A 24,231-nucleotide genomic window follows, 5' to 3' on the forward strand; every position below is an offset into this window, starting at 1 on the left:
GTGAGCACGGCTCTCGCCCACACGGATCCCACGGGTCCGCAGGGCTTCCGCACCAGACTCCTCGACGGGCTGACCAGGGCCATCGAAGAGCGCGGTTACCGCGACACCACGGTCGCCGACATCGTGCGCAACGCCAAGACCTCCAAGCGCACGTTTTACGGTGAATTCGACAGCAAGGAAGAGTGCTTCCTCGCGCTGCTGCGGTCCAACAACGACGCCATGATCACGGGCATCGTCTCCGCCGTCCAGCCGGAGGACGAGTGGCACGTTCAGATCCGCAGCGCAGCAACGGCTTACGTCGACCACATCGCATCGCGGCCGGCGGTCACCCTGAGCTGGATCCGCGAGGCGCCCGCCCTCGGTGCCGCGGCGCTGCCCCTGCACCGGCTCGCCATGGGCGATCTGACCAACATGCTCGTCGACCTGACCGACAGCCCCGGCTTCCGACGCGCGAACCTCCCGCCGATCTCGCGGCCACTGGCCCTCATCCTGCTGGGCGGGTTGCGCGAACTCACCGCCCTGACCGTCGAGGACGGCAGCGACCTTCGCCAGATCCTCGAACCGGCCGTCGTCGCGGCGACGGCGATCCTCGGCCCGCGGATCAGCTCAGCATGAGCCGCGCGGACTTCTCCAGCCGCCGCGCGATGTCGGCGTAGGACGCCTGACCCATACCGGCCCGCACCAGCGCGCCCGAGTAGAGCATCTCGAGCGAGTCGACCACCTCGGGATCGGTGTCGGGCGCCAACGCGGCGGTCAGCCGGTCGCGGATGTCGCGGCCGATCCGCTGCCGCAGCACGTCGACGTCGGGATCCCGACCGAGCAGGGCATTGGTGACGGCGCCCGCGAATTCCGGCTCGTCGGCGACCAGCGCCGCGATGTGACTCAGTACGTCGACCACGCGGGTCGCGGCGTCACCCGACTCGTGCGCGACCGGGGGTGCGGCCGCCAGCCTGCGCCAGAACACCTCGGCGACGAGGTGCTCCTTCGACGAGAAGTACGTGTACGCGGTCGCGGCGCCGACCCCTGCTTCGGCAGCCACCCGTCGCACGGTCAGACCGGCAAATCCCTCGCGGGTCAGGAGATCGACCGCGGCCTTGCCCAGGCGGTCGACGGTGTCGGCCTGTTTGGCGGTCAGACGGCGCCGAGTCGACTCCAAGGCCGGATCGGACACGTGTCTGGACGCTACTACAACACCGCTACACCGGCAACGGTAGGTTGGTCCGCGTGAGCCCCACCGACAGCCCTGCCGACACCGCATTGCCACCTGTCCTTTCGCCGGCCCTTCCACCCGAAGCCGAGCGCCTGTTCGCCTACGCGGAGCAGATCATCGGGTTCATGCCTGCCGACGAGGGGCGCGCCCTGTACGACGCAGCCGTCCGCTACCTCGGCGACGGCGTCGGGGTCGAGATCGGCACGTACTGCGGTAAGTCGACGGTGATGCTCGGTGCTGCGGCCCAGGCCGGCGGCGGGGTGCTGTTCACCATCGACCACCATCACGGGTCCGAGGAGCACCAGCCCGGCTGGGAGTACCACGACACCTCGATGGTCGATCCCGTCACCGGCCTGTTCGACACCCTGCCCACGCTGCGGCACACCCTCGACGGCGCGGGCCTCGACGAGCACGTGGTCGCGATCGTCGGCAAGTCGACCGTCGTGGCGCGGGGCTGGCGTACGCCCGTGCAATTCCTGTTCATCGACGGCGGCCACACCGAGGAGGCCGCGCAGCGGGACTTCGCCGGCTGGGCCCCCTGGGTCGTCGTCGGCGGCGGACTGGTCATCCACGACGTCTTCCCCAACCCCGACGAGGGCGGCCAGGCGCCGTTCCACATCTACCGCCGCGCACTGGACTCCGGCGAGTTCCGCGAGGTGTCGGCGATGGGCTCGATGCGGGTGCTCGAGCGGGTGTCCCCACCCGCCTGACGGGGCTCGCCTCCCCCCGCGAACGTCGATTACCGCCACGGTTTTCGGCGGAAAGTGTGGCGGTAACCTACGTTCGCGGGGAGTAGTAAGGGTGGGTTGTCCCCAGTCGTGACTTCATCCCCAGGAACGCCGATGTCGTAGCGATCGACGCCTCGAACGTCGTCCTCGGGCGTTGTGGTGGATCCATGACACACGTACCCGGGCCGTTCGTCGGCACCGAAGCCGTAGCGCAACAGCGCTACACGCGAAGGACTCTCGGCAGCCGCGCCCAGCTGATCTACCGCAACGTCTACCTGCCAGCCGGCGAGGAGTTGACCGCTGCCACCCGCGCCGAAGCAGCCTGGTTGTGGTCCGGGAGGAATGCGACGGTGGCGGGGCTTTCTGCGGCAGCCCTGCATGGAACGAAGTGGATCGACGCCGGCGAACCCGCCGAACTCACCAGAGCCATGGCCGGCGCCAACGACATCGTCATACACCGTGAGGTCTTGACCGGCGACGAAGTCTGCACTGTCAGGGGCATTCCCGTGACGACGCCTGCACGCACGGCATTCGACCTCGGCAGGCGCGGCGAGTTGTCCGCAGCCCTGATGCGTCTCGATGCGCTCGCCCACGCCACCGGCCTGACTGCCGGCGACGTGGCGCCGGTAGTGGCAGCGCACCGCGGGGCGCGGGGTATCAAGGGATTGCGTACCGCCGTAGCTCTGATGAACGGTGGGGCCGAGTCGCCACAGGAGACGCGCACCCGACTGCTGCTTCTCGAAGCGGGCTTGCGGCGGCCGGCCACGCAGATCCCGGTGCTCGACGACTACGGACGGGTATTCGCTCGGATCGACATGGGCTGGCCCGACCTCAACGTCGGCGTCGAGTATGACGGCGCACAGCACTGGACCGATCCGCGGCAGCGATCGCATGACATCGACCGGTATGCCGCACTCGCAGCGCGGCGATGGATCATCGTGCGCGTCAGTGCCGAGATGCTGCGGTACCGGCCGTGGGTGATCGTGGAACGCGTCGTCGACGCATTGCGGGCTGCGGGGTGCTCGTGGCTCGACGAATGTGGCGTTGTGCCACGGTTTTCGCGACGAAGCGTGGCTTGAGCCAACACTCGGCGCAATCGAAGCCAGAGCTAGCGGCGGGTCTCCGCACACGCGCAGTCGAAGTCGCCCTCGAGGCCGCGCGGCAGGTCGTCGCCCCGGAAGATCCCGCTGCCCGCCGTGGTCGACGAGAGTGCGTCGGCGGCGAGGATCATCGCCGCGCCGGTCCACGTCGTGCGCTCGACGGGCCAGCGCTTGCCGTCGGCGAACACCAGACCCGTCCAGTACGAGCCATCGGTCTCGCGCAGGTGGTGCATGGCCGCGAATTGTTCGTGGGCGCGGGCGCTGTCGCCCATCGCGTCGAGGGCCATCACCAGTTCGCACGTCTCCGCGCCGGTCACCCATGGCCGGTGGTCGATGCAACGGATGCCGAGGCCCGGAACCACGAACTCGTCCCAGCGGGCGTCGATGCGAGCACGTGCCGCGTCGCCACGGATCGCCCCTCCGAGCACCGGGTAGTACCACTCCATCGAGTGAGAGTCCTTGACCAGGAACGACTCCGGGTGTGCGGCGATCGCGTGGCCGAGCTGTCCGACCGCGACCTCCCACTCCGGCTGCGGCTGGTCGAGGTAGTTCGCCAGCGCCAGCGCGCAGCGGATCGCGTGATAGATGCTCGAGCTGCCGGTCAGCAGAGCTTCGGCGAGGATGCCCGCCGGGCTGGCACCCCAAGAGATCTCGCCGCCAGCGAGCTGCAGCGTCAGCACGAAGTCGATGGCCTTGCTCACCACCGGCCACATCGCCTCGGCGAATTCGCGGTCCTCGGTGATCAGCACGTGGTGCCACACCCCGGTCGCGACGTAGGCGCAGAAGTTGCTGTCGCTGTTGGCGTCTTCGATAACGCCGTTGCGGAACTGGATGGGCCACGAGCCGTCGGCCCGTTGCGTGTCGCGGCACCAGTCGTACGCCGCACGCGCAGGCTCCCTCAGCCCCGCGACGGTCAGCGCCATCGCGTTCTCGACGTGATCCCACGGGTCGGTGTGCCCGCCGACGAACCACGGCAGCGCACCCGAGGATTCCTGGGTTGCCGCGATGGACTCCGCCGTCTGCAGGCACTGCTCAGGCGTGAGAACGCCTGGCACCCCGGGAATCTGGTGATCCAGCACTAGGCCGCCAGGGGCTTCCGGAAGTACAGCGCGATGCTCTTGCCGATCACCGGGTTCAGCACCGCCTCCGCGTTCCGCGTCAGCCAGGGGCGAGACATCATGTCCCACACCAACAACTTGTGATACGCCGTCACGGCCGGGTGATTCGGCTTGTCGACGCCCACGGCGCACTTGAGCCACCAGAACGGCGCGTGCAGCGCATGCGCGTGATGGCGGTGATCGAATTCCATTCCGCGAGCGGCGATCTTGGCGTGCAACTCGTCGGCGCGGTAGATCCGGATATGCCCGCCCTCATTGGCGTGGTATTCGTCGGACAGCATCCAGCAGACCTTCTCCGGCAGCCACCGCGGCACGGTGACGACGAGCCGGCCACCGGGCTTGAGCACCCGGACCAGCTCGTCGATCGCGCGCTCGTCGGCCGGGACGTGCTCGAGGATCTCCGAGGCGATCACGAAGTCGAACGAGCCGTCGTCGAACGGCAGGTCCAGCGCGTCGCCCTTCACGGCCTCCGCCTTGGCCGACGCGGGCGCCTCGCCCTGCTCGGCCATCGCCTGCAGGATCGCGTCGACGTCGTTGAGGTCCGACGCGCTCTGATCGAACGCGACGACGTTGGCGCCGCGCCGGAACGCCTCGAACGAGTGACGTCCCGCGCCGCACCCGACGTCGATGACGGTGGAGCCCGCGCCGACGCCAAGCCGGTCGAAGTCGACGGTCAGCATGCGCCTGCCTTCTTCCTGTCTGCCTTCTCGATTGCCCGCTCGTACACCGCAACGGTCTGCGCGGCGACGGACTCCCAGCTGAACACGTCCAGCGCCCGGCGCCGACCGGCGGCGCCGAGGCGGTGCAGGTCCAGCGGCGAATCGAGCAGTTCGCCAAGGGTTTTGGTGAGGTCGTCCACGTCGCCGGGGTTCACCAGGCGCGCGCACTCGTCGTCGGCGCCCACCACCTCGGGTAGCGCACCGGCCCGGCTCGCGACGATCGGCGTGCCGCTGGCCATCGCCTCGACGGCGGGCAACGAGAAGCCCTCGTACAGCGAGGGGATGCAGGCGACCTCGGCCGACGACAGCAGCGCCGCCAACTCGGCGTCGGTCACGCCGCTGGACACCGTGACGATGTCGGAGATGCCGAGTTCGGCGATGAGCTTCTCGGTCGGGCCGTTCGGCTCGAGCTTGGCCACCAGCTGGACGTCGACGTCGCGTTCCACACGCAGCCGGGACACGGCGTGCAGGAGGTGGCTCACGCCCTTGAGCGGCACGTCGGCACTGGCGATGGCAATGATCCGGTTGCGCACCCGGTTCGGGGCGGGTGTGAACAGCTCGGTGTCGACGCCTAGCGGCACCACGTGCAGCTGGCTCGGGGAGACGCCGAAGTCCTCGGCGATGTCGGCGGCCGACGTCGACGACACCGTCAACAACTCGGGGATGCGCCGGGCGACGGTCTTCTGCATCTCCGCGAAGCCGTACCAGCGCCGCACCAACGGCTTGCGCCACCACTTGGCGGCCGCGACGTCGAGCACCCGGTCCCGCGTGATCGGGTGGTGCACGGTGGCGACCACCGGCATGCCGGAGTCGGCGATGTCGAGCAGGGCGGTGCCGAGGCTCTGGTTGTCGTGCACGACGTCGAAGTCGTCGCGGCGCTCGGCGAGGATGCGTGCCATCCGCAGGCAGAAGGTCTTGGGCTCGGGGAACGCGGCCGTCCACGTGCTGAGCAGTTCCAGCAGGTCGATGCGGTCGTGGATCTCGCTCGGCCGCGGTATCCGGAACGGGTCCGGCTCGCGGTAGAGGTCGAGGCTGGGCACCTCGGTGAGCCGGACGCGGGGATCGAGACCGCCGGGATAGGGGGGCCCCGAGAACACCTCGACCTCGTGACCGAGTTCTACGAGGCCGCGACTCAGGTGCCGGACGTAGACGCCCTGGCCGCCACAATGCGTCTTGCTCCGATAGGAGAGCAGGGCGATCCGCATGGTCAGTTCACCGCGACCAGAGTCGACTTGAAGGCTCTGGACATGTGTCCAGACTATAGTTTGACGGGCTAGCCGCCGCAACGCGGCCATTCCGCGCCCTCACTCGGGCGGGAACCCGCCGGTGGCCACCGGGCCCCACCGCACCGGCGTTACCCGGATCAGGCACTTGCCCTGTTCGACCATGGCCTTGCGGTACTCGTCCCAGTCGGAGTGCTCACCCGAGATCACGCGAAAGTACTCGACCAGCGGTTCGACGGCGTCCGGCAGGTCGATCACCTCGGCCTCGCCGTCGACCTGCACGTACGCGTCGTTGAACTCGTCGGACAGCACGGTGACGCTGGCCCTGGGGTCGCGCCGCAGGTTGGCGGCCTTGGCGCGCTGGGGGTAACTCGCGATCACGATGCGGCCCTGCGCGTCGACGCCGCCGGTGACGGGCGAGGATTGCAGCGAGCCGTCGGAGCGGTACGTGGTCAGGACCATGCGGTGGCGTGGCCGGACGAAGTCGAGCATCTCGGTGCGGGCGACGGTGTCCGCCGTCGCGTACTTGCGGGCCATGCGACCAACCTACTGAGTCGGCCTACTTGCGCTTCAGCGTCCAGGCCGGGACCCAGTGGGCAACCGACCGGCGATTGGGGCCGTACGCCACGTCGTACCGGACCCAACCCCACCAGTGGCCCTGCTCGCACATCCCCCAGCACGACAGCACGCCGTCGACGATCGCGTGCATCTGCAGGCCGGCCGGGTGATAGCCGCCGGCCCGGTGGGGTTCGCGCGGAAACACCGCACCCAGGTCGACCAGGACCTCGATCGGCGGATCGACGTGTCGGAAGGCCGGCGGCGTGGGCTGCCCGTTGTGCCCGATCGATTGCATCTGCCCCACTGTTCGATCATATGTTCGAACGGTGGTCGTCCGCTAACCCTTGGGCAACCCTCGCGGCGGCAGCACGAAGGCGAACGCCCACGGGTAGCCGAGGCCGGTCAGTCGGGCGGATCGGACGTCGGCAGCAGTCACCCGCCGCACGTCGCCCGAGGACGGCTCGTAACACCGCAGCTCGTCCCGCTCCACGTCGACGATCAGCACCCAGTGCCGCGGGATCACCCGTCCCACCAGCATCGGCACCGGCTTCCCGGCGCGGACCGCGGCCAGCACGTCGTCCAGGGGATCTCGGCGCCGCCAGAGCCCACGCCAGAGCCGCCAGTGGTACCCCGCGCCGATCGCCGCGACCATCCCCATCGGCGTCGTGCCGAGCGCCCGCGGCCACAAGAGGTTGACGCGGCCGTGCACGCGAGCCTGCTCCGCGGCGAACCAGGCGAGATCCGCTGGCCCCGTGCCTGCCAGCCGATGGGCCGGCTCGAGCATTGCTCGGGCCACCACTGCGACCGCGGGTCCGCAGCTCACGCCGTCGCGTTGCCGCAGCCGCATGCCCGCGAGCCTCATCGCTTCAGGCTAGGCCGATTTCGGGTGATTCCAACGATGGGCAAGTGGGTACTTGAGTGAACACACGTCCACTCAACCCGGGAGCCGCCATGAGCTTCGACCTCACGCCGACGGTCGCTCAGCACGACCTCGCCCGACGTGCACACGACTTCGCCGAGCACGTCATCCGCCCCGTCGCGCAGGACTACGACAAACGCCAGGACTTCCCGTGGCCGGTCCTCGAGGAGGCCGCCCAGCAGGGGTTCTACAGTCCGCTGTTCTACCGCGACCTGATCGGCGACCCGACCGGCCTGTCGCTGCCGATGTTCATGGAGGAACTGTTCTGGGGCTGCGCCGGGATCGGCCTGGCCATCGTCATGCCCGCCCTCGCACTGTCGGCCATCGGACAGGCGGCCACCCCCGAGCAGATGCTGGAGTGGGCGCCGCAGTGCTTCGGCTCGCCGGGCGACCTCAAGCTCGCAGCGCTGGCCATCTCCGAACCCGAGGGCGGCAGCGACGTCCGCAACCTGAGGACCACCGCCCGCAGGGACGGTGACGACTGGATCATCGACGGGCACAAGATGTGGATCGGCAACGGCGGCATCGCCGACGTGCACGTCGTCAACGCCGTCGTCGACCAGGAACTCGGCCACCGCGGGCAGGCGTTGTTCATCGTCCCCGGCGGCACCCCGGGCCTGCAGATGGTCCGCAAGCTCGACAAGCTGGGCTGCCGCGCATCGCACACCGCCGAGCTGAAGTTCGAGGGGGTCCGGGTGCCCGCCGCGAATTTGCTTGGCGGACAGGACAAGCTGGACCACAAGCTGGCCAAGGCCCGCGAGGTGGTCGAGGGAGCGAAGCACTCGGGGTCCGCGACGCTGGGCACCTTCGAGCAGACCAGGCCGATGGTCGCCGCGCAGGCGCTCGGCATCGCGAGGGCTGCGCTGGAGTACGCCACCGAATACGCCAACCGGCGTGAGGCGTTCGGCGCACCGATCATCGACAACCAGGGCGTGGCCTTTCCACTCGCCGACCTGGCCACCCGCATCGACGGGGCCAGATTGCTCACCTGGCGCGCGTCGTGGATGGCCGCCACCGGCGTGCCATTCGAGCGTGGCGAGGGCTCCATGGCCAAGCTCGCCGCCAGCGAGGCGGCCGTCGCGACCACCGAGCGCGCCATCCAGACCATGGGCGGGTGGGGCTACATCACCGACCACCCGGTCGAGAAGTGGTACCGGGACGCCAAGCTCTACACCATCTTCGAGGGCACCAGCGAGATCCAGCGCGTCGTCATCTCCAACGCCCTCGGCGCCGCAGACGGCCGACCGCCGATGCACGTCGACCTGGAGCCGACCGGCGGGCCACTCAACGCGTGGTTCGGTCGCGGCACACCGGCGCGGACGCGGGCCGCGAACAAGGCGCTCGACGCGAGGGACCGGGTTCCGGCGCCGGTGATGAACCTCGCGATGAAGGTCCTGCGCCCCCCGACGAAGAAATAGCCGGTAGCCGATGAATAAGAAACCGAAAATGCGGTACCCCTGGTATCGCCTCGAGTCTTCTGGCAACATTACCGGCCAGTAAGGTTCCTTCGACCAGTACTACTCGACAGGTGGAAATGACAGTGGAGTCGCTGCAGTCGAACGTCTCGTTCCTCGCCGCTCAAGGAACCGAAGGCGGTGGCGCCGCCATCGGTGAGGTGATCGGCATGTCCGTGGTCGGCATGATCGTCGGCCTGATCCTCATCTACATCGGCTATCTCCACCGGTCTCGCAAGATCACCTGGCTGAAGAACCTCGCCGACCGCGTCGGCACGAGGTTCAAGCGGCCTGCGTGGGTCGCGCTGCCCATCATGATGTTCATCAGCACGATCATCACCGCGCTGTTCGGCTTCATCTGGGACGTCAGCCTGCACATCGGCAACGGCCGCGACTCCGGCCCGCTGGCGAACCCTGCGCACTACTTCATCCTGTTCGGGCTGTTCATCCTCTTCGTCGCAGGCTGCACCGCATGCGTGCTGCCCTACGACAAGCCCGGCCCGTACGCGGTGCGCATCACGCGCAACTGGTACGCCCCCGTCGGCGGTCTGCTGATGGCCGGCTGCGGTCTGTACGCCCTGCTCGGCTTCCCCCTCGACGACGTCTGGCACCGGATCTTCGGCCAGGACGTCACGCTGTGGGGCCCGACCCACCTCATGATGATCGGCGGCGCCGGATTCTCGACGCTCGCCGCCCTCTACCTCGAGCACGAGGGGCGCCGCTCGGTGGGCGAGGAGGCCCCCAAGGACGGCATCGGCCTCAAGTTCGTCCAGTACCTCGCATTCGGCGGCATCGTCATCGGCCTGTCCGTCTACCAGATCGAGTTCGACTTCGGCGTGATGCAGTTCCGCCAAGTGTTCGAACCGATGCTGATCGCTGCCGCTGGTGCGTTCGCACTGGTCGCCGCACGGATGCTGATGGGCCGCGGCGCCGCGCTGATCGCGGTGCTGCTCGCCATCGGACTACGCGGCCTGGTGTCGCTGATCGTCGGCCCCGTGCTCGGCGCCCCGATCAACTGGTTCGCGCTGTACCTGGGCGCAGCCCTGGTCGTCGAGGTGCTCGCACTGACCCCGCTGCTGAAGAAGCCGCTCCTGTTCGGTCTCGCCAGCGGCGTCGGCGTGGCCACCATCGGCCTGTGGATCGAGTCCCTCTGGATCAACGCCGTCTACGAGTACTCCTGGCCCACCAGCATCTGGCCCGAGGCGCTCGCGATGGCGGTGCCCGTCGCCGCCCTCGTCGGCGTGTGCGGCGCGATGGTCGGCATGGTGCTGACCGACCAGAAGTTGCCGAGCCGTGCGATCGGCATCGGCATCGTCTCGCTCGCGGTCATCGCGATCGGCGGAGCCACGGCCAACGGGCTGCGCTACGACGTGCCGCAGAACGCGACCGCGTCCTTCACGCTGACCGAGGCGCCCAGCGTCGGCGACCAGCGCATGGCAACCGCCGACATCCGGATCAACCCGCCGGACCTGATCAGTGAAGACCCCAACTGGGTGTCGATCCTCGGCTGGCAGGGCGGACTGGCCAACGATCGAGGCAAGTTCGTCGATCACCTCGAGAAGGTCGGCCCCGGCCACTTCCGTTCCACCACACCGATGCCGGTGTCCGGGACGTGGAAGACGTTGCTGCGCGTGCACGACGGCCGCACCATGGCCGCCGTCCCGATCTACCTGCAGGGTGACCCCGGGATCGGCGCAGAAGAAGTGCCCGCCGAGGCGTCGATGACACGGCCGTTCGTCTCCGAGATCACCATCCTGCAGCGCGAGCGCAACCCGGAAGTCCCAGAGTCCCTGTGGCTGATCGGGTGCCTCATCGTGCTGGCCTGCACGCTCACGATGATCGGCGGACTCGCCTGGGGCGCAGGGCGTCTCAACAGGAACGAGCCGACGAGCACCGTCACCGAGCGGCAGCCGGAGCCCTCCGGGCAGGCATGACCGGAGCCGCCTCGGTCGAGATCCTCGCCGATCACCCGATCCTCTACGCCATCCCGGCGTTCGCCCCGGCGATCGTCGTGGTGGGCGTGGTGGTGTTCATCGCGATGCGTGACCGCCGCCAGGGTGACGACGACGATGACGAGACTCGCAGCGATTCGTCAGCGAAGAACGGAGAGGATGGCTGACCGTGACCACATCCACGATCGCCAAGACCCTTGCCGCACTCGTAGCCATCTCGTTCCTTGCCGTGGGCTGCGGAGGCTCGGCCGAGACGTCCGAGAGCAGTAGTGCGGCATCGACCACCCCGTCGGACACCGCCGCGCCGCCGCTGACCGATCAGCAGGAGGCGCCGGCACGGCTGAACGTCGACGTCACGATCAAGGCGGGCGAGGTGACGCCCGCCAACGCCGCACTCGAGGCGCGGGTCGGTCAGCCCATCGTGATACGCGTCAACAGTGACGTCGCCGACGAGCTGCACGTGCACTCCAACCCGGAGCACTCGTTCCCGATCGAGGCGAAGCCCGGCCAGGCGTTCCAGTTCACCGTCGAGGTGCCCGGGAAGGTGGACGTCGAACTGCACGACCTGAACAAGACCATCGCCACCATCGCCGTACAGCAGTGACGGGGGCGCACACCGGTTACGACGTCCAGGTTCTCGCCCACGGTTTGGGCGGATCCTCGGACCTCCCCATCCCGTTCACCTACGCGCTGCTCGGCGGGGCGTGGGCGCTGACGTTCACGTTCGCCGTCGTCGCGCTCGCGTGGAAGAACCCCCGGTTCGATCCGGCCCGCCAGGGCAGACCCCTGCCCCGGTGGGTCACCACGGCCGTCGACGCGCCCGCCGTGCGGTGGACGGTCGCACTGCTCGCGCTGCTGCTGGCTGCCTGGGTCGCCGTCGCCGCGGTGTTCGGTCCGCAGACCGGCGAGAACGCGCTGCCCGGCGTCTTCTACGTGCTGCTGTGGGTCGGCCTGGTCGCCCTGTCGGTGCTCATCGGCCCGGTCTGGCGACTGCTCTCCCCCGCGCGCACCCTGTACCGGCTGCTGCCGCTGTCCCGGCGGCCCCCGCCGCTGACGTATCCGGAGCGGCTGGGGTACTGGCCGGCGGTGTTCGGGCTCTTCGCGTTCGTGTGGCTGGAACTGGCCAGCCCCAACCCCGGGTCGCTGTGGGCGGTGCAGGTCTGGCTGCTGATCTACCTAGTCGTCACGCTGGCGGGCGCGGTCGCCTTCGGCATCAGGTGGCCCGCCCGCGCCGACCCGTTCGAGGTGTACGGCATCTTCGTGTCGCGGCTGGCACCGTTCCGTCGGAACGACGACGGCCGCATCGCCGTCGGGAACCCGTTCGACCACCTGCCGTCACTGCCGATCCGGGCGGGCGCCATCGGCGTGGTCGCGGTGCTGCTCGGCTCCACGGCGTTCGACAGCTTCTCGGCGCTGCCGGGGTGGCGCACCTTCGTCGACGACACCGCGGGCGGGTCGGCCGCACTCGCCGTTCTCATCCGCACCGTCGGCCTGCTGACGTTCGCGCTGATCGTCGCGGTCACCTTCTGGCTGGCGGCCCGGGCGACCGGCGGCGTGGACCGCGCGACGCGCCGCCAACTGCCCGGCCTGATGGCCCACTCGCTGATCCCCATCGTGGTGGGCTACATATTCGCCCACTACCTGACGTACCTCATCGAACGCGGCCAACAGACGATCCTGCGCCTCGCCGACCCCTTCGGCACCGGCTGGCTGGGCAACGTCGAGGTGTCGTACCTGCTGTCGATGCACCCGGGAGTGCTGGCGACGCTCAAGGTCGCGTTCGTCGTGCTGGGCCACGTGGCGGGCGTCGTCGCCGCGCACGACCGGGCACTGCGGGTACTGCCCAAGCGCCACCGGCTGACCGGCCAGCTCGCGATGATGCTGGTCATGACCGGCTACACGTTCATGGGGCTGTGGCTGCTGTTCGGCGGCTGAGCCCTTCGCCCCCTGGTACTGCGAGCGCAGCGATAGCCTGGACGGCATGCGCGCGCTGATCGTCGTCGACGTCCAGAACGACTTCTGCGAGGGCGGATCGTTGGCCGTCGAGGGCGGCACCGAGGTCGCCCAGTCCATCACCGCGCTGCTGGAGCACCACGACTACGACCACGTCGTGGCCACCAAGGACTTCCACGTCGATCCGGGCACACACTTCTCCGACACGCCGGACTACCGCGACTCCTGGCCGCCGCACTGCTTGGTGGGCACCTCGGGCGTGGAGTTCCATCCCGCGTTCGACCCGAGCGCGGTCGAGGCGGTGTTCCACAAGGGCCACTACTCGGCGGCCTATAGCGGATTCGAGGGCAAGCACGCCGACGATGAGACGCCGCTCGCCGACTGGCTGCGCGCCCGCGACGTCGACGCCGTCGACGTGGCGGGCATCGCGACCGACTACTGCGTGAAGGCCACTGCGGCAGACGCCGTGGCCGCGGGATTCGCGACCCGCGTGCTGCTGAACCTGACGGCGGGCGTGGCCGCCACGACCACCGCCGAGGCCGTCGACGCGCTGCGCGAGGCCGGCGTCGAGGTGGCCGACTAGCGCGTCGGGTCGACCGGCCTGCCCGACCAACGCGGGGCACGACGCTCCAGGTGCGCGCGGATGCCCTCGGCGGCGTCGTCGTGGCCCATCAGCGCGACGTGAATCGCGGTCTCCCTGGCGCCGACCGCCGCGGGGTCGAGGTCGAACGCGTCCCACAGCAGCCGCTTGCTCGCCGCGACCGACATGGGTGCGGTGTTCGTCGCGATGTCCGCCGCCAACGCCTGCGCCGCGGGCAGCACCTCCTCGGCGGGCACCACCCGGCTGCCCAACCCCAGCTCCACGGCGCGGTGCCCGTCGAACGTCGCGCCGGTGAGCAACACCTCCGCGGCCCGTGCGACGCCGACGAGCCGCGGCAGCACCCAGTGCGAGTACGCGTCGCCGACCACCCCGCGCCGCACCTGGACGACGCCGTAGGTGCCCTCGGCCGCGAAGATCCGGATGTCGCACTGCAGCGCAAGCGTCAGCCCCAGGCCGATCGCGTGGCCGTTGACGGCGGCGATCACCGGCTTGTTCAGCGTGAAGGCGGGCACGTCGACCCCGGCCGCACTGAACCCTGCCCCGGGTGCGGCGAACGTGCGGTCACCGGCGGCGAGGTCGGCCCCCGCGCAGAACGCAGGCGGGGCGCCGGTGAGCACGATCACCCGGACGTCCTCGGCCGCGTCGCAGCGGCGGTAGGCGTCGGCGAGTTCGTCGCGCATGCCGTCGCCGACGGCGTTGCGCCGGTCTGGCCTGTTCAGGGTGACCGTAGCCACACCACCCGCAATGCTTGTTTGCAGAGTCCGATAAACGGGCAGATCAGCGTGTGCATTCAAGCGGCTTACCTCCGATTCGGGGTTCTCGCCCAGCATGCTCTCGCACCCCGGCGCACCGTAAGGTCGCTGTGTTCGGGCTGAGGCCATCGAACGCCGCGAGGCGTTCCCTGACGGAAGGCGAATCTTGACACAAGCCGCCAGCACCACTGCTCCCACATTTCAGATCTGGCGCGGGAAGGCGTATCCACTCGGTGCCACCTACGACGGTTCGGGCACCAACTTCGCCGTGTTCAGCGAGGTCGCCGAGCGCGTCGAACTGTGCCTGTTCGACGCCGACGGATCGCAGATCGACTGCCTGACCCTGCCCGAGGTCGACGGCTTCGTGTGGCACGGCTTCGTGCCGAACGTCGAGCCCGGCCAGCGCTACGGCTACCGCGTTCACGGACCTTACGACCCGGCCAACGGGCACCGCTGCAACCCCAACAAGCTCCTTGTCGACCCGTACTCCAAGGCGATCGACGGCAGCTTCGACTGGAACCAGTCGCTGTTCGGCTACAACTTCGGCGACGAGGACAGCCGCAACGACGACGACTCGGCCGACAGCATGCCGAAGTCCGTCGTGATCAACCCCTTCTTCGACTGGGGCACCGACCGCCCGCCGAACCACGAGTACGCCGACTCGGTCATCTACGAGGCGCACGTCAAGGGTCTGACCGAGACCCATCCCGACATCCCCGAGCAGATTCGGGGCACCTACGCCGCGGTCGCGCACCCGGTGATCATCGAGCACCTCAAGTCGCTCGGCATCACCGCCATCGAACTGATGCCGGTGCACCACTTCGCCAACGACTCGACGCTGATCGACAAGGGCCTGTCGAACTACTGGGGCTACAACACCATCGGGTTCCTGGCACCCGACTCGAAGTACGCCAGCAGCCCCAACCCCGGTGGCCAGGTGCAGGAGTTCAAGGCGATGGTGCGCGCCCTGCACGAGGCCGGCATCGAGGTCATCCTCGACGTCGTCTACAACCACACCGCCGAGGGCAACCACATGGGCCCGACGCTCTCGATGCGCGGCATCGACAACGCGGCGTACTACCGGTTGGTCGAGGACGACAAGAAGTTCTACATGGACTACACCGGCACCGGTAACAGCCTCAACGTCAGCCACCCGCACTCGCTGCAGCTGATCATGGACTCGCTGCGCTACTGGGTGACCGAGATGCACGTCGACGGGTTCCGCTTCGACCTCGCCTCCACGCTGGCGCGCGAGTTCTACGAGGTGGACCGCCTGGCGACGTTCTTCGAACTCGTACAACAGGATCCGACGGTCAGCCAGGTGAAGCTGATCGCCGAACCCTGGGATGTCGGCCCCGGCGGCTACCAGGTCGGCAACTTCCCGCCGCAGTGGACGGAGTGGAACGGCAAGTACCGCGACACGGTCCGCGACTTCTGGCGCGGTGAGCCGGCGACGCTCGACGAGTTCGCCTACCGCCTCACCGGATCGGCCGACCTCTACGAGCACACTGCGCGCCGCCCGGTCGCGTCGATCAACTTCGTGATCGCGCACGACGGGTTCACGCTGCGGGACCTGGTGTCCTACAACGAGAAGCACAACGAGGCCAACGGCGAGGACAACAGCGACGGCGAGAGCCACAACCGGTCGTGGAACTGTGGCGTCGAGGGGCCGACCGACGACCCCGAGGTGCTGGCGCTGCGCGCGAAGCAGGAGCGTAACTTCCTGACGACTCTGCTGCTCTCGCAGGGTGTTCCGATGATCTGCCACGGCGACGAGTTGGGTCGCACCCAGGGCGGCAACAACAACGGGTACTGCCAGGACAACGAGATCACGTGGATCGATTGGGACACCGCGGACGCCGACCTACTCGAGTTCACCAAGGTCGTCTCCGCGCTGCGCGCAGCGCACCCGGTGTTCCGGCGCCGCCGGTTCTTCAGCGGCAAGCCCGTCGGCCGCCGCGGCGAAGCGGGCCTGCCCGACATCACCTGGTTCACACCCGACGGCACCGAGATGTCCGGCGAGGACTGGGGTTCCGGCTTCGCCAAGTCGGTCGGCGTCTTCCTCAACGGCCAGGGCATCCCGGACCGCGACACCCGTGGTGAGCGCGTCGTCGACGACTCGTTCCTGCTGCTGTTCAACGCACACCACGAGCCGATCGACTTCACGCTGCCGTCCGACGAGTTCGGCGGCAGCTGGCAGGTGGTGCTCGACACCAGCGTCGGCATCGCCGACGAGACACCGGACCCGGCCGCTGCGGGCAGCACGTTGACGGTCGACTCCCGCTCCACCGTCGTGCTGCAGGCGATCGCCGAGGATGCTTCCTGACGTCGTCCGGGCGACCGTCGGCGCGGCGCTCGGTGACCTCGGCGGCCTGTTCGATCAACGGGGCGCGGTCTTCGACGCGACGCTGACGTTCGACGACGACGCGCGCCTGCCGGGTGGGACGACGCTGCTGCGGCCCGGCACGCACGACGCCGTCGTCCGGTTCGCGCCGGACGGCGCCGAGTCAGTGCCCCGCACGCTCTGCGTCAAGGTGCCCGGCGCCTACGGCCCGGGTCGCGATCAGGACTTCTTGTTCGCGACCTCGGGCGACGGTGCGCCGCTGCATCATGCGGTGTTGTCGTCGACGAGTGCCGAGGGCCTGTACTCGTCGCTGTGGCTGTATCTCGCTGGTGTGCAGCCGGTGGCGTTCGGCACACGGGTCGCCACCGCAGAACCGAAGCGGGGCGACACCGTCGAGTTCCTGCTGGGCGGGGTGCTGTCGCGGTTCCGCCGCATCGGCACGCTGACGCTCGGCGAGCGGGCTCCGGATGGCGACGTCGAGTTCTCGGCAGGCCATGCCGGCGGAGGGCTACGGGCGCTGCCGCCGGCACTGCTCTACCGGGGCTGAGCCGGGCTCACTCGACCGGGCTCACTCGACGACGTCGAAGAACGACTCACCGTCCTCCGGCGTGCCGTCGATCTGCCCCCGGGTACGGCCATGCTCCTCGGGGTCGATGCGCTCCAGCGCATCCTCACCCGTGAGGCCCAGCCCGCCGCCCGCGTCGGCGTCGTGCGCGTCGGTGGGTGACTCGCGATCGTCGGCGGAGACGTCGGGCTCCTCCTCGGCCAGCCGCTCGTCGAGCGTCTCGTCGTCCTTGGCCTCGATCCACCGTTCCGGCGGATCGACCACTTCGTCGCCGTCGTCGTTGCGGATCTCGTCGGAGTCGAGTTCCTCGGCGGGTTCCAGGGGGTTGTCGTCGAAGCCGTCTGTCGTCATCTGATCAATGGTGCCCGACGGCCGTGCGGACCGTGCGTCAGGGCTCGCGCGGCGGCACGGTCAGGTCGAAGACGAGGGCTGTCCCCACGCGTCGCGCGACGTAGTTGAACGCCACCCACCTGGCGATGTCGTTGTGGCTGCGGGCGTTTCGGCCCAGTTGGCTACCGGTGCTCGTCGCCACGTAGTAGGAGACGCGGTGTTCGGCCACGTCACGCTGGAACTGCGCGAGCGTGGGCGTCGGATCCAAGCCGGAGAAGCCGCCGATCGCCATCACGGCCGTGTGGGTGGCCAGTTCCAGGGCAGCGGCGTTGCTGGACCGGTCGACCGCCGCCGACCAGTCGGTGTGCGTGGCCTCGAGCAGCGCGTCGAGTTCGGGGGCGACGACGCCGCGGACCCGCGGTGCGGTGAGCACGCCGCGGCGGGCGGGCCCGACCGACGGGCCGCCACCGTGGTGCGGGGTGACGGCCGTGGCGAACGCATACGCCCCGCTGCCTGCCAGCGCAGCGGCGACCGCGACGGTCGCCACTGCGGTCGCCGCGAGTCGTCTACGGGCGGGCACCCCGAGCGCTGCCAGTCCTGCGAGCACCGCCACCGCCAGTACCGCCCACCGTAGGGGAGGCAGCCAGTGGGCATTGCGCCCGAGCACCCACCAGCTCCACACGCCGGTGCCCAGCGACATCGCGACGAAAGCAGCGCGGTAGGAACGGCTTTCGCGGCGCACCCACGCCTGCTGCATTCCGAGTCCGAACATTGCGGCGACCGCGGGCGCGATCGACAAGCTGTAATACGGGTGCACCGTGCCGTGCATGTAGCTCAGCAAGAGGCCGTCGACCAGCAGCCACCCGCCGAACAGGATCGCCGCGGCCCGCACCGCGTCGGTGCGCGGCGCACGACCCCGGGCGACGACCACGACGACGACTGCGACCACCGACGCGGGCACCAACCACCCGATTTCGTAGGCGAACTCGCCGGTCAGCAGTCTCGACCAGCCGTGCACCTGCGTGCCTAGGTCGGGCACGTCGGCCAGGTCGGGGAGGGCCACTTCGTGGTTGCGGCCCAGGATCCGCGCCATCCCGTTGTAGCCCAGCACCAGGTTCATGAAGTCGTTGTCGGTCGACCCGGCGAGGTAGGGCCGCGACGACGCCGGCCACCACGTCGTCAGCAGGACGAACCAGCCACCCGACGCCACCATCGCGGCGGCGGCCGCGGCGAGGTGGCACAACCGCGCCCGCACCGCCACCGGCGCCGCGATCAGGTAGGTGGCGGCCACTGCGGGTGCGATCAGCAGGCCCTCGAGCATCTTCGCGAGGAACGCGAACCCGAGGGCGACGCCCGCCAACGCCAACCAGCGGGCGCCGCGGCCGGGTTCGAGTGCGCGCAGGGTGCAGTACGCGGCCGCGGTCATCAACAGCGCCATCGCGGCGTCGGGGTTGTTGTAGCGGAACATCAGCACCGCCACCGGTGTCAGCGCCAGGGCGGCCCCGGCGAGCAGCCCGGCACGCGGCCCACCGACCCTCGCGACCGCCGCGTACAGCAGCGCCACGGTGCCGACCGCCATCAGCGCCTCGGGGACGAGCATGCTCGCGCTGCCGAAGCCGAACAACCTGCCCGACAGGCCCATCACCCACTGCGACAGCGGCGGCTTGTCGACGGTGATGAAGTTGTGCGGGTCGAGCGAGCCGAAGAGCAGCGCCTTCCAGTTCGCCGACCCGGATTGCGTTGCGGCGGCGTAGAACGCGTTGCCCATCCCGTTGATCGTGATGTGCCACGTATAGAGCGCGGCGGTGCCGAGCAGCAGCGCGCAGACGCCCAGCCGACGCCACCGCAGCGGGTTCTCGGTCGTCACCGGAACAGTGACGCATTGCTACCGTGGGCCCACCTGTGAGCTGGCCGAGAGTGGCCTGCGAAAGGCTAGCCGACGAGCCGTTCGATCGACGCCATCGGGATCTTGAGCCACGCGGGCCGGTAGCGCGCCTCGTAGCCTGCCTCGTACACGGCCTTGTCCAGCTCGTAGGCCGCCAGCAGGTCACCGGAATCACGCGGATCGGTGCCCATGGCCGAGGCGTAGCCGTCGCAGAACGCGCCGCAGTTGCGGTCCACCCACTCCCTGGCCCGCACCGCCAGCGGCTCGTCCCCGCCCGGCTCTTCGCCGCCCTCGATCAGCTGCTGGTAGGCGGCGTACTCGTAGGAGCGCAGCACGCCTGCGACGTCGCGCAGAGCGGAGTCGGGCCTGCGGCGTTCGGGCAGCGGTTGGCCGGGTTCCCCCTCGAAGTCGATGACGAGCCACGCCTCCGGCGTCCGCAGCACCTGTCCGAGGTGCAGGTCGCCGTGGACGCGCTGCAGGACGGTCGACTGTTCGGCGAGCTTGCGGTACCGCTCCTCGATGGCCGGCGCGTACTTGGCCAGCCCGGGCACGGCGTCGGCCAGTGCGCCGAGTCGGGTGAGCAGGGTGTCGACGGGAAACGGTTCCTCGGTGGTGCCCAGTTCGGCCGCCAGCGTCTGGTGCACCGTGGCGACGGCCTCACCGAGGCGGCGGGATTCGGCGACGAAGTCCGAGCCCCCTTCGGGATTGGTGACGAGGTCGCGGGTGCTGGCAGTGGCCATGTCCCACCCCTCGACCGAGTTCGCGGCGAAGGCCGTGATCATCCCGAGCGCGTAGGGATCGCCGTCGATCTCGGTGTCGAACGAGCCGAGCAGCCGCGCCACGTGCCCGTTGCCCGCGCGGGCAAGGACGCGATTGAGTTCGATGTCCGGGTTGATGCCGGGGGTGACCCGACGGAACACCTTGAAGATCGCCGAGGTGCCGAAGACGACGCTGGTGTTGCTCTGCTCGGCGCCGATCACGCGGGCGGTGGCACCCACCGGGAGGTCGGCCCCTGGCTCCTTCGAGAACTGCAGCCCGCCCACGGTGGCGTCGCCGTCGACCAGCGACAGCAGGTGCTGCGCGGCGTTCGGGTCGTACAGGGCGTCGTAGGCCGTGCGGGCGCCGTCGTGGCCGATGGTCGCAACCTCCGGGTAGCCGTCGACCGGACCGTCGGTCCACCGGATCAGCACCTGGTAGCGGTCCCGCGTGCCGTTGTCGTACTTGGCATCGATCAACTTGAGGTCGAGGTCGTCGCCAAGGCGGACCGACGTCGACTCGTAGAGGCTCGACAACACCCGGCCGCGGCCCGCGTACCACCGCTGCGCGGTCAGCCAGTTCTGCAGTGACAGCGTCACGATCGCTCTCCCAACCGGTCGCGCGGCGCGGAAGTCATCACGGCGCAGACCAAAGACTTTCGACGCCAGACCTTTTCGCTCGGCTTGTACCCACGGCGCCGTGAGACGGGCAAGATCCACCGCTGGTCCGGCCCATCCGCCCCTAAGCTACCCATCACCGCCGGAGTTGAATCACGGCGGGAGTGGGCGTGGCTGCGGTGCAGGTAGGGTGCCGTAGTGGCCACCCGCGACTCCCGTCCCCGAGATCACGGCGACCCCGGCGACGCCCCGACCATCCCGCCGCCGCTGGCACCCGTCGTGAACTCCGTCCGCCCGTCAGCCGCCGAGGAGGCACGCACGATCGCGGCGTCGACGAATACCGGGACCCTGGCCACGCTGACGGCAACCGGCGACCCGTGGGCGTCCCTGGTGACCTACGGGCTGCACGGCGGAGCGCCGGTGCTGTGCGTCTCCAACCTCGCCGAACACGGACGCAACCTCTCGGGCGACCAGCGCGCGAGCCTGGCCGTCGTCGCCCCCGCGACCGACACCGACCCGCTGGCCAACGCCAGGATCACGCTCGCCGGGATGGTCTACGAGCCGACCGGCGCCGAGTACGACGAGGCGCGCCAAGCCCATCTCGACGGCGTGCCCGCCGCGAAGTACTACGTCGACTACAGCGACTTCACGCTCTGGGTGCTGCGCGTCGACCGGGTGCGCTGGGTCGGTGGCTACGGCCGCATGGACTCCGCCACCGGCGCCGACTATGCCGCGGCCCAGCCAGACCCCGTCAAGCCTGCCGCCAGCGGTGCCGTCGCACACCTCAACGCCGACCACGCCGACGCGCTGGCCGCGATGGCCAGGACCCTCGGCGGCTACCCCGACGCCACCGCCGCGGTGTGCACGGACCTCGACCGCTACGGCCTCGACCTGCGGGTCACCTGCGAGCGGGGAATCGCCTACACCCGGGTCGGGTACGCCCAGCCGATCGACTCCGCCGACGAGTTGCGCGCTGCGGCGGTCGAACTGACCCGTCGCGCCCGAGAGGGCTGACGACCCGGCGGATACGATTCCGCCATGTTCAGCGACCGACCCAATACGTGGCAAGCCGCGTTCGACCTGATCCGCACCCGCGGTTACGAGCGCCGCGAAGAGCCATTCACCCTGGCCAGCGGTCAACTCAGCCACGACTACATCGACGGCAAGTACGCCGTCGACACCGGTGAGCGGCTCTCGATCGTCAGCCGTGCGGTGGCCGACCTCGCCGAGCGCACCGGCATCGAGTTCGACGCCGTCGGCGGCCTGACCATGGGCGCCGACCCGCTGGCGCACGGGGTGGCGATGGTGGCCGGCAAGGCATGGTTCTCGGTGCGCAAGGAGCAGAAGAACCGTGGCCGCGAGCAGTGGATCGAGGGCACCCGAATCGAGTCTGGCACCCGGGTGCTGCTCGTCGACGACGTCATCAGCACCGGCGGCTCCACCGAGATCGCGTTCGACCGGGTGACCGCGGTGGGTGCCGTCGTCACCGGCGTGATCCCAATGGTCGACCGCGGTGACGTCGCGGCAGGCCGCTTCGCCAAGCGCGGCGTCCCGTTCGCCGCGTTGGTGACCTACCGCGATCTGGGCATCGAGCCGGTCAAGGACGTCTAGGACGTGCGATTCGTGGAATATCTCCTGCGGTGAGCGCGGGAGATGTTCCACGAATCGCTCAGGACACCACCAGCAGGCGGGTCGGCTCGACGCCGACCGTCACGCGCGCGCCGGGTTCGAACGCCCGGGCCGCGGCGCTGCTGAGCTGGGCGTCGAGCACGGTGGCGTCGGGCAGTTCGACGTACACCCTGGAGATCGGCCCGAGGAACGCGACCGACTTGACCGTCGCGGTCCCTGCCGGGTCCGCGGTCACGGTCACCGACTCGGGGCGCAGCAGCGCGGTGCCCTGACCGTTGGCGATCGAGCCGTCGAGCGTCGGCACCGTCGCGCCGAGCAGCAGGGCGCGGCCGGCCTCGACGCGGGCGGGCACCCGGTTGTTGAGCCCGACGAACTCCGCGACGAACGGCGTGGCCGGGTTCGCGTAGACCTGGGCGGGCGGCGCGAGCTGCTCGAGCCGTCCCTGGCTCATCACGCCGACGCGGTCGGCGACGGCGAGCGCCTCCTCCTGGTCGTGCGTGACGAACAGCGTCGTGGTGCCCACTTCGAGCTGGACGCGCCGGATCTCGTCGCGCAGCTGCGAGCGCACCTTGGCGTCCAGCGCGGACAACGGTTCGTCGAGCAGCAGCACGCTGGGCTCGATGGCCAGCGCGCGGGCCAGCGCGACGCGCTGCTGCTGACCGCCGGACATCTCCGCTGCGTACTTGTCGGCGTGCGCGGAGAGCCCGACGAGGTCGAGCATCTCCGCGGCTCGGGTCGATCGCTTCGACCTGTCCCTGCCGCGCACCTTGAGCCCGAACTCCACGTTCTGCAGCGCCGTCAGATGCGGAAAGAGGCTGTAGGCCTGGAACACCATGCCCATGTCGCGCTTGTTGGCAGGCACCGAGGTCACGTCGCGACCGCCGACCGACACCGTGCCCGACGTCGCCTCGTCGAGGCCTGCCAGGATGCGCAACGCGGTGGTCTTGCCGCAGCCCGACGGTCCGAGCAGCGCGACGAATTCGCCGGGTTCGATGTGCAGGGTCAGGCCGTCGAGCGCCTTCACCGTGCCGTAGACCCTGGTGAGGTCGGTCAGCTCGACGCCCACACCCACCCCGGTTCGCGCGCTCGTCACGTCTTGCGCCTCCGCCGGCTCAGTAGGGAAAGTGCCAGCAGCAGAACGAAACCGAACAGCAGCACGGCCAGCGAGGCTGCCACCGACGTCGGTCCGTTGGTCTTGCCGATCGCCACGATCTGCACCTGCAGCGTCTCGAAGCCCGAAAGCGAGGCGATGGTGTACTCGCCGAGCACCACGGCCACCGAGATGAACGCGGCGGACAATACGCCAGAGGTGATGTTGGGCAACACGACCCGCACGATGGTCGTGGTCCACCCCGCACCGAGGGAGCGTGCCGCCTCGGCGAGGGTACGCAGATCGATGGCCGACAGGGCGGCGTCGAGCGCCCGGTAGGCGAACGGCAGCACGATGACGACGTAGACGAACGTCAGCGTGAGCGCCGACTCCCCGAGCAGGTACGTGACCCACAGGTAGACGTTCTTGAGGCCGACGACGATCACCAGGGCCGGGATGGTCAGGGGCAGCAGGCACAGGAATTCGACGATGCCCTTGGCCCACGGTGTGCGCAGCCGCACCCAGATCATCGTGGGGACCAGGATCACCAGCATCGCGACGACCGTGAGCAGGGCAAGCAGTAGCGACGTCACGATCGCCTGGTACAGCGCGTCGTCGGCGAACAGGTTGGTCCACGCCGCGCCGGTTCGCCCGCCCTGGATCAGGTTTCGGGTCGAGAAGTCCGCCATCGCGTACAGCGGGAAGAGGAAGAACGCGGCGAACACCAG

General features: G+C 69.4%; 26 protein-coding genes. 13 read left to right on the top strand and 13 right to left on the bottom strand.

The features are described from left to right. On the top strand, positions 1 to 615 hold the full coding sequence (locus LOK44_RS20965) for a TetR/AcrR family transcriptional regulator (RefSeq protein ID WP_237572013.1): 615 nt from the start codon (positions 1 to 3) through the stop codon (positions 613 to 615). Here LOK44_RS20965 and LOK44_RS20970 read toward each other — a convergent pair. Beyond that, on the bottom strand, positions 602 to 1,171 hold the full coding sequence (locus tag LOK44_RS20970; RefSeq protein WP_163920645.1) for a TetR/AcrR family transcriptional regulator: 570 nt from the start codon (positions 1,169 to 1,171) through the stop codon (positions 602 to 604). The two genes, LOK44_RS20965 and LOK44_RS20970, sit on opposite strands and share 14 nt — an antisense overlap. 164 nt (positions 1,172 to 1,335) lie before the next feature. Between LOK44_RS20970 and LOK44_RS20975 the strand changes: the two genes are divergently transcribed. Both LOK44_RS20975 and LOK44_RS20980 read left to right on the top strand, forming a co-directional pair. After that, complete coding sequence (locus LOK44_RS20975; protein ID WP_237572131.1) at positions 1,336 to 1,920, top strand: class I SAM-dependent methyltransferase; 585 nt, start codon at positions 1,336 to 1,338, stop codon at positions 1,918 to 1,920. A 185-nt stretch (positions 1,921 to 2,105) separates the two neighbouring features. Further along, a complete protein-coding gene (locus LOK44_RS20980) occupies positions 2,106 to 3,017 on the top strand; it encodes a type IV toxin-antitoxin system AbiEi family antitoxin (RefSeq protein ID WP_237572014.1) in 912 nt (303 codons plus the stop codon). Positions 3,018 to 3,046: 29 nt separating this feature from the next. On the opposite strand, the gene mmpH is transcribed toward LOK44_RS20980, so the two are convergent. The 6 genes from mmpH to LOK44_RS21010 form a co-directional block, all read right to left on the bottom strand. Beyond that, on the bottom strand, positions 3,047 to 4,093 hold the full coding sequence (mmpH, locus tag LOK44_RS20985) for an MMP endo-(1,4)-3-O-methyl-alpha-D-mannosidase (protein ID WP_372481282.1): 1,047 nt from the start codon (positions 4,091 to 4,093) through the stop codon (positions 3,047 to 3,049). Positions 4,094 to 4,116: 23 nt separating this feature from the next. After that, a complete protein-coding gene (locus LOK44_RS20990; protein ID WP_237572016.1) occupies positions 4,117 to 4,836 on the bottom strand; it encodes a class I SAM-dependent methyltransferase in 720 nt (239 codons plus the stop codon). Beyond that, entirely contained in the window at positions 4,830 to 6,080 is a 1,251-nt protein-coding gene (gene manT, locus LOK44_RS20995; protein ID WP_237572017.1) for an MMP alpha-(1->4)-mannosyltransferase, read from the bottom strand. Before manT ends, LOK44_RS20990 begins: the two co-directional genes overlap by 7 nt. A 99-nt stretch (positions 6,081 to 6,179) precedes the next feature. Further along, complete coding sequence (locus tag LOK44_RS21000) at positions 6,180 to 6,635, bottom strand: PPOX class F420-dependent oxidoreductase (protein ID WP_163920625.1); 456 nt, start codon at positions 6,633 to 6,635, stop codon at positions 6,180 to 6,182. Positions 6,636 to 6,657: 22 nt separating this feature from the next. Next, complete coding sequence (locus LOK44_RS21005; RefSeq protein ID WP_163920621.1) at positions 6,658 to 6,960, bottom strand: hypothetical protein; 303 nt, start codon at positions 6,958 to 6,960, stop codon at positions 6,658 to 6,660. Positions 6,961 to 6,993: 33 nt separating this feature from the next. Further along, the gene (locus tag LOK44_RS21010; protein ID WP_237572018.1) at positions 6,994 to 7,518 is read right to left on the bottom strand and encodes a hypothetical protein; all 525 of its coding nucleotides are present in this window, start codon (positions 7,516 to 7,518) and stop codon (positions 6,994 to 6,996) included. 89 nt (positions 7,519 to 7,607) lie between these two features. Here LOK44_RS21010 and LOK44_RS21015 point away from each other — a divergent pair, with 89 nt between their 5' ends. From LOK44_RS21015 to LOK44_RS21040, 6 genes are all read left to right on the top strand, one after another. Beyond that, entirely contained in the window at positions 7,608 to 8,993 is a 1,386-nt protein-coding gene (locus tag LOK44_RS21015; RefSeq protein ID WP_237572019.1) for an acyl-CoA dehydrogenase family protein, read from the top strand. A 116-nt stretch (positions 8,994 to 9,109) separates the two neighbouring features. Beyond that, entirely contained in the window at positions 9,110 to 10,963 is a 1,854-nt protein-coding gene (locus LOK44_RS21020) for a hypothetical protein (RefSeq protein WP_237572132.1), read from the top strand. Then, positions 10,960 to 11,148 (top strand): hypothetical protein, encoded by a 189-nt coding sequence (locus tag LOK44_RS21025; RefSeq protein WP_237572020.1) that lies wholly within the window; start codon positions 10,960 to 10,962, stop codon positions 11,146 to 11,148. The genes LOK44_RS21020 and LOK44_RS21025 overlap by 4 nt, the downstream gene beginning before the upstream one ends. Positions 11,149 to 11,150: 2 nt before the next feature. After that, entirely contained in the window at positions 11,151 to 11,585 is a 435-nt protein-coding gene (locus LOK44_RS21030) for a hypothetical protein (protein ID WP_372481283.1), read from the top strand. Beyond that, positions 11,582 to 12,916, top strand: coding sequence for a hypothetical protein (locus LOK44_RS21035; RefSeq protein ID WP_237572021.1), 1,335 nt, complete (start codon positions 11,582 to 11,584; stop codon positions 12,914 to 12,916). Before LOK44_RS21030 ends, LOK44_RS21035 begins: the two co-directional genes overlap by 4 nt. Positions 12,917 to 12,962: 46 nt before the next feature. Beyond that, a complete protein-coding gene (locus tag LOK44_RS21040; RefSeq protein WP_237572022.1) occupies positions 12,963 to 13,517 on the top strand; it encodes an isochorismatase family protein in 555 nt (184 codons plus the stop codon). Here LOK44_RS21040 and LOK44_RS21045 read toward each other — a convergent pair. Then, positions 13,514 to 14,365 (bottom strand): enoyl-CoA hydratase/isomerase family protein, encoded by an 852-nt coding sequence (locus tag LOK44_RS21045; protein WP_237572023.1) that lies wholly within the window; start codon positions 14,363 to 14,365, stop codon positions 13,514 to 13,516. The two genes, LOK44_RS21040 and LOK44_RS21045, sit on opposite strands and share 4 nt — an antisense overlap. Positions 14,366 to 14,453: 88 nt before the next feature. Here LOK44_RS21045 and glgX point away from each other — a divergent pair, with 88 nt between their 5' ends. Both glgX and LOK44_RS21055 read left to right on the top strand, forming a co-directional pair. Further along, positions 14,454 to 16,613, top strand: coding sequence for a glycogen debranching protein GlgX (gene glgX, locus LOK44_RS21050; protein ID WP_237572024.1), 2,160 nt, complete (start codon positions 14,454 to 14,456; stop codon positions 16,611 to 16,613). After that, positions 16,603 to 17,178, top strand: coding sequence for a hypothetical protein (locus tag LOK44_RS21055; RefSeq protein ID WP_237572025.1), 576 nt, complete (start codon positions 16,603 to 16,605; stop codon positions 17,176 to 17,178). The genes glgX and LOK44_RS21055 overlap by 11 nt, the downstream gene beginning before the upstream one ends. Before the next feature lie 21 nt (positions 17,179 to 17,199). Here LOK44_RS21055 and LOK44_RS21060 read toward each other — a convergent pair whose 3' ends face one another. The 3 genes from LOK44_RS21060 to LOK44_RS21070 all read right to left on the bottom strand — a co-directional run bounded on the left by LOK44_RS21060 (position 17,200) and on the right by LOK44_RS21070 (position 20,766). After that, positions 17,200 to 17,547 carry a hypothetical protein gene (locus LOK44_RS21060; protein ID WP_237572026.1) on the bottom strand — a complete coding sequence of 116 codons (348 nt, stop codon included), beginning with the start codon at positions 17,545 to 17,547 and terminating at the stop codon, positions 17,200 to 17,202. A 37-nt stretch (positions 17,548 to 17,584) separates the two neighbouring features. Further along, positions 17,585 to 19,393 (bottom strand): ArnT family glycosyltransferase, encoded by a 1,809-nt coding sequence (locus tag LOK44_RS21065; protein ID WP_237572027.1) that lies wholly within the window; start codon positions 19,391 to 19,393, stop codon positions 17,585 to 17,587. Between the two features lie 65 nt (positions 19,394 to 19,458). Further along, the gene (locus LOK44_RS21070; protein WP_237572028.1) at positions 19,459 to 20,766 is read right to left on the bottom strand and encodes a maltokinase N-terminal cap-like domain-containing protein; all 1,308 of its coding nucleotides are present in this window, start codon (positions 20,764 to 20,766) and stop codon (positions 19,459 to 19,461) included. Between the two features lie 216 nt (positions 20,767 to 20,982). Here LOK44_RS21070 and LOK44_RS21075 point away from each other — a divergent pair, with 216 nt between their 5' ends. Beyond that, entirely contained in the window at positions 20,983 to 21,798 is an 816-nt protein-coding gene (locus LOK44_RS21075; RefSeq protein ID WP_237572029.1) for a HugZ family pyridoxamine 5'-phosphate oxidase, read from the top strand. Between the two features lie 24 nt (positions 21,799 to 21,822). After that, a complete protein-coding gene (gene pyrE / locus LOK44_RS21080; protein ID WP_237572030.1) occupies positions 21,823 to 22,395 on the top strand; it encodes an orotate phosphoribosyltransferase in 573 nt (190 codons plus the stop codon). A 58-nt stretch (positions 22,396 to 22,453) separates the two neighbouring features. On the opposite strand, the gene LOK44_RS21085 is transcribed toward pyrE, so the two are convergent. Both LOK44_RS21085 and LOK44_RS21090 read right to left on the bottom strand, forming a co-directional pair. Further along, positions 22,454 to 23,506 (bottom strand): ABC transporter ATP-binding protein, encoded by a 1,053-nt coding sequence (locus LOK44_RS21085; protein ID WP_237572031.1) that lies wholly within the window; start codon positions 23,504 to 23,506, stop codon positions 22,454 to 22,456. Further along, on the bottom strand, positions 23,503 to 24,192 hold the full coding sequence (locus LOK44_RS21090) for an ABC transporter permease (RefSeq protein ID WP_237572134.1): 690 nt from the start codon (positions 24,190 to 24,192) through the stop codon (positions 23,503 to 23,505). The genes LOK44_RS21085 and LOK44_RS21090 overlap by 4 nt, the downstream gene beginning before the upstream one ends. Positions 24,193 to 24,231 lie beyond the last annotated feature (39 nt).

Origin of the sequence: Mycolicibacterium lacusdiani, from assembly GCF_021916785.1 — a bacterium.
Taxonomy (GTDB): domain Bacteria; phylum Actinomycetota; class Actinomycetes; order Mycobacteriales; family Mycobacteriaceae; genus Mycobacterium; species Mycobacterium lacusdiani.

Coding starts and splice junctions, on each gene's coding strand:
- LOK44_RS20975 (WP_237572131.1), top strand. CDS start 1,336: ATGCCTGCCGACGAGGGGCGCGCCCTGTACGACGCAGCCGTCCGCTAC.
- LOK44_RS20980 (WP_237572014.1), top strand. CDS start 2,106: ATGACACACGTACCCGGGCCGTTCGTCGGCACCGAAGCCGTAGCGCAA.
- LOK44_RS20990 (WP_237572016.1), bottom strand. CDS start 4,836: ATGCTGACCGTCGACTTCGACCGGCTTGGCGTCGGCGCGGGCTCCACC.
- manT (WP_237572017.1), bottom strand. CDS start 6,080: ATGCGGATCGCCCTGCTCTCCTATCGGAGCAAGACGCATTGTGGCGGC.
- LOK44_RS21000 (WP_163920625.1), bottom strand. CDS start 6,635: ATGGCCCGCAAGTACGCGACGGCGGACACCGTCGCCCGCACCGAGATG.
- LOK44_RS21010 (WP_237572018.1), bottom strand. CDS start 7,518: ATGAGGCTCGCGGGCATGCGGCTGCGGCAACGCGACGGCGTGAGCTGC.
- LOK44_RS21015 (WP_237572019.1), top strand. CDS start 7,608: ATGAGCTTCGACCTCACGCCGACGGTCGCTCAGCACGACCTCGCCCGA.
- LOK44_RS21020 (WP_237572132.1), top strand. CDS start 9,110: ATGACAGTGGAGTCGCTGCAGTCGAACGTCTCGTTCCTCGCCGCTCAA.
- LOK44_RS21025 (WP_237572020.1), top strand. CDS start 10,960: ATGACCGGAGCCGCCTCGGTCGAGATCCTCGCCGATCACCCGATCCTC.
- LOK44_RS21040 (WP_237572022.1), top strand. CDS start 12,963: ATGCGCGCGCTGATCGTCGTCGACGTCCAGAACGACTTCTGCGAGGGC.
- LOK44_RS21045 (WP_237572023.1), bottom strand. CDS start 14,365: ATGCTGGGCGAGAACCCCGAATCGGAGGTAAGCCGCTTGAATGCACAC.
- LOK44_RS21055 (WP_237572025.1), top strand. CDS start 16,603: ATGCTTCCTGACGTCGTCCGGGCGACCGTCGGCGCGGCGCTCGGTGAC.
- LOK44_RS21060 (WP_237572026.1), bottom strand. CDS start 17,547: ATGACGACAGACGGCTTCGACGACAACCCCCTGGAACCCGCCGAGGAA.
- pyrE (WP_237572030.1), top strand. CDS start 21,823: ATGTTCAGCGACCGACCCAATACGTGGCAAGCCGCGTTCGACCTGATC.
- LOK44_RS21090 (WP_237572134.1), bottom strand. CDS start 24,192: ATGGCGGACTTCTCGACCCGAAACCTGATCCAGGGCGGGCGAACCGGC.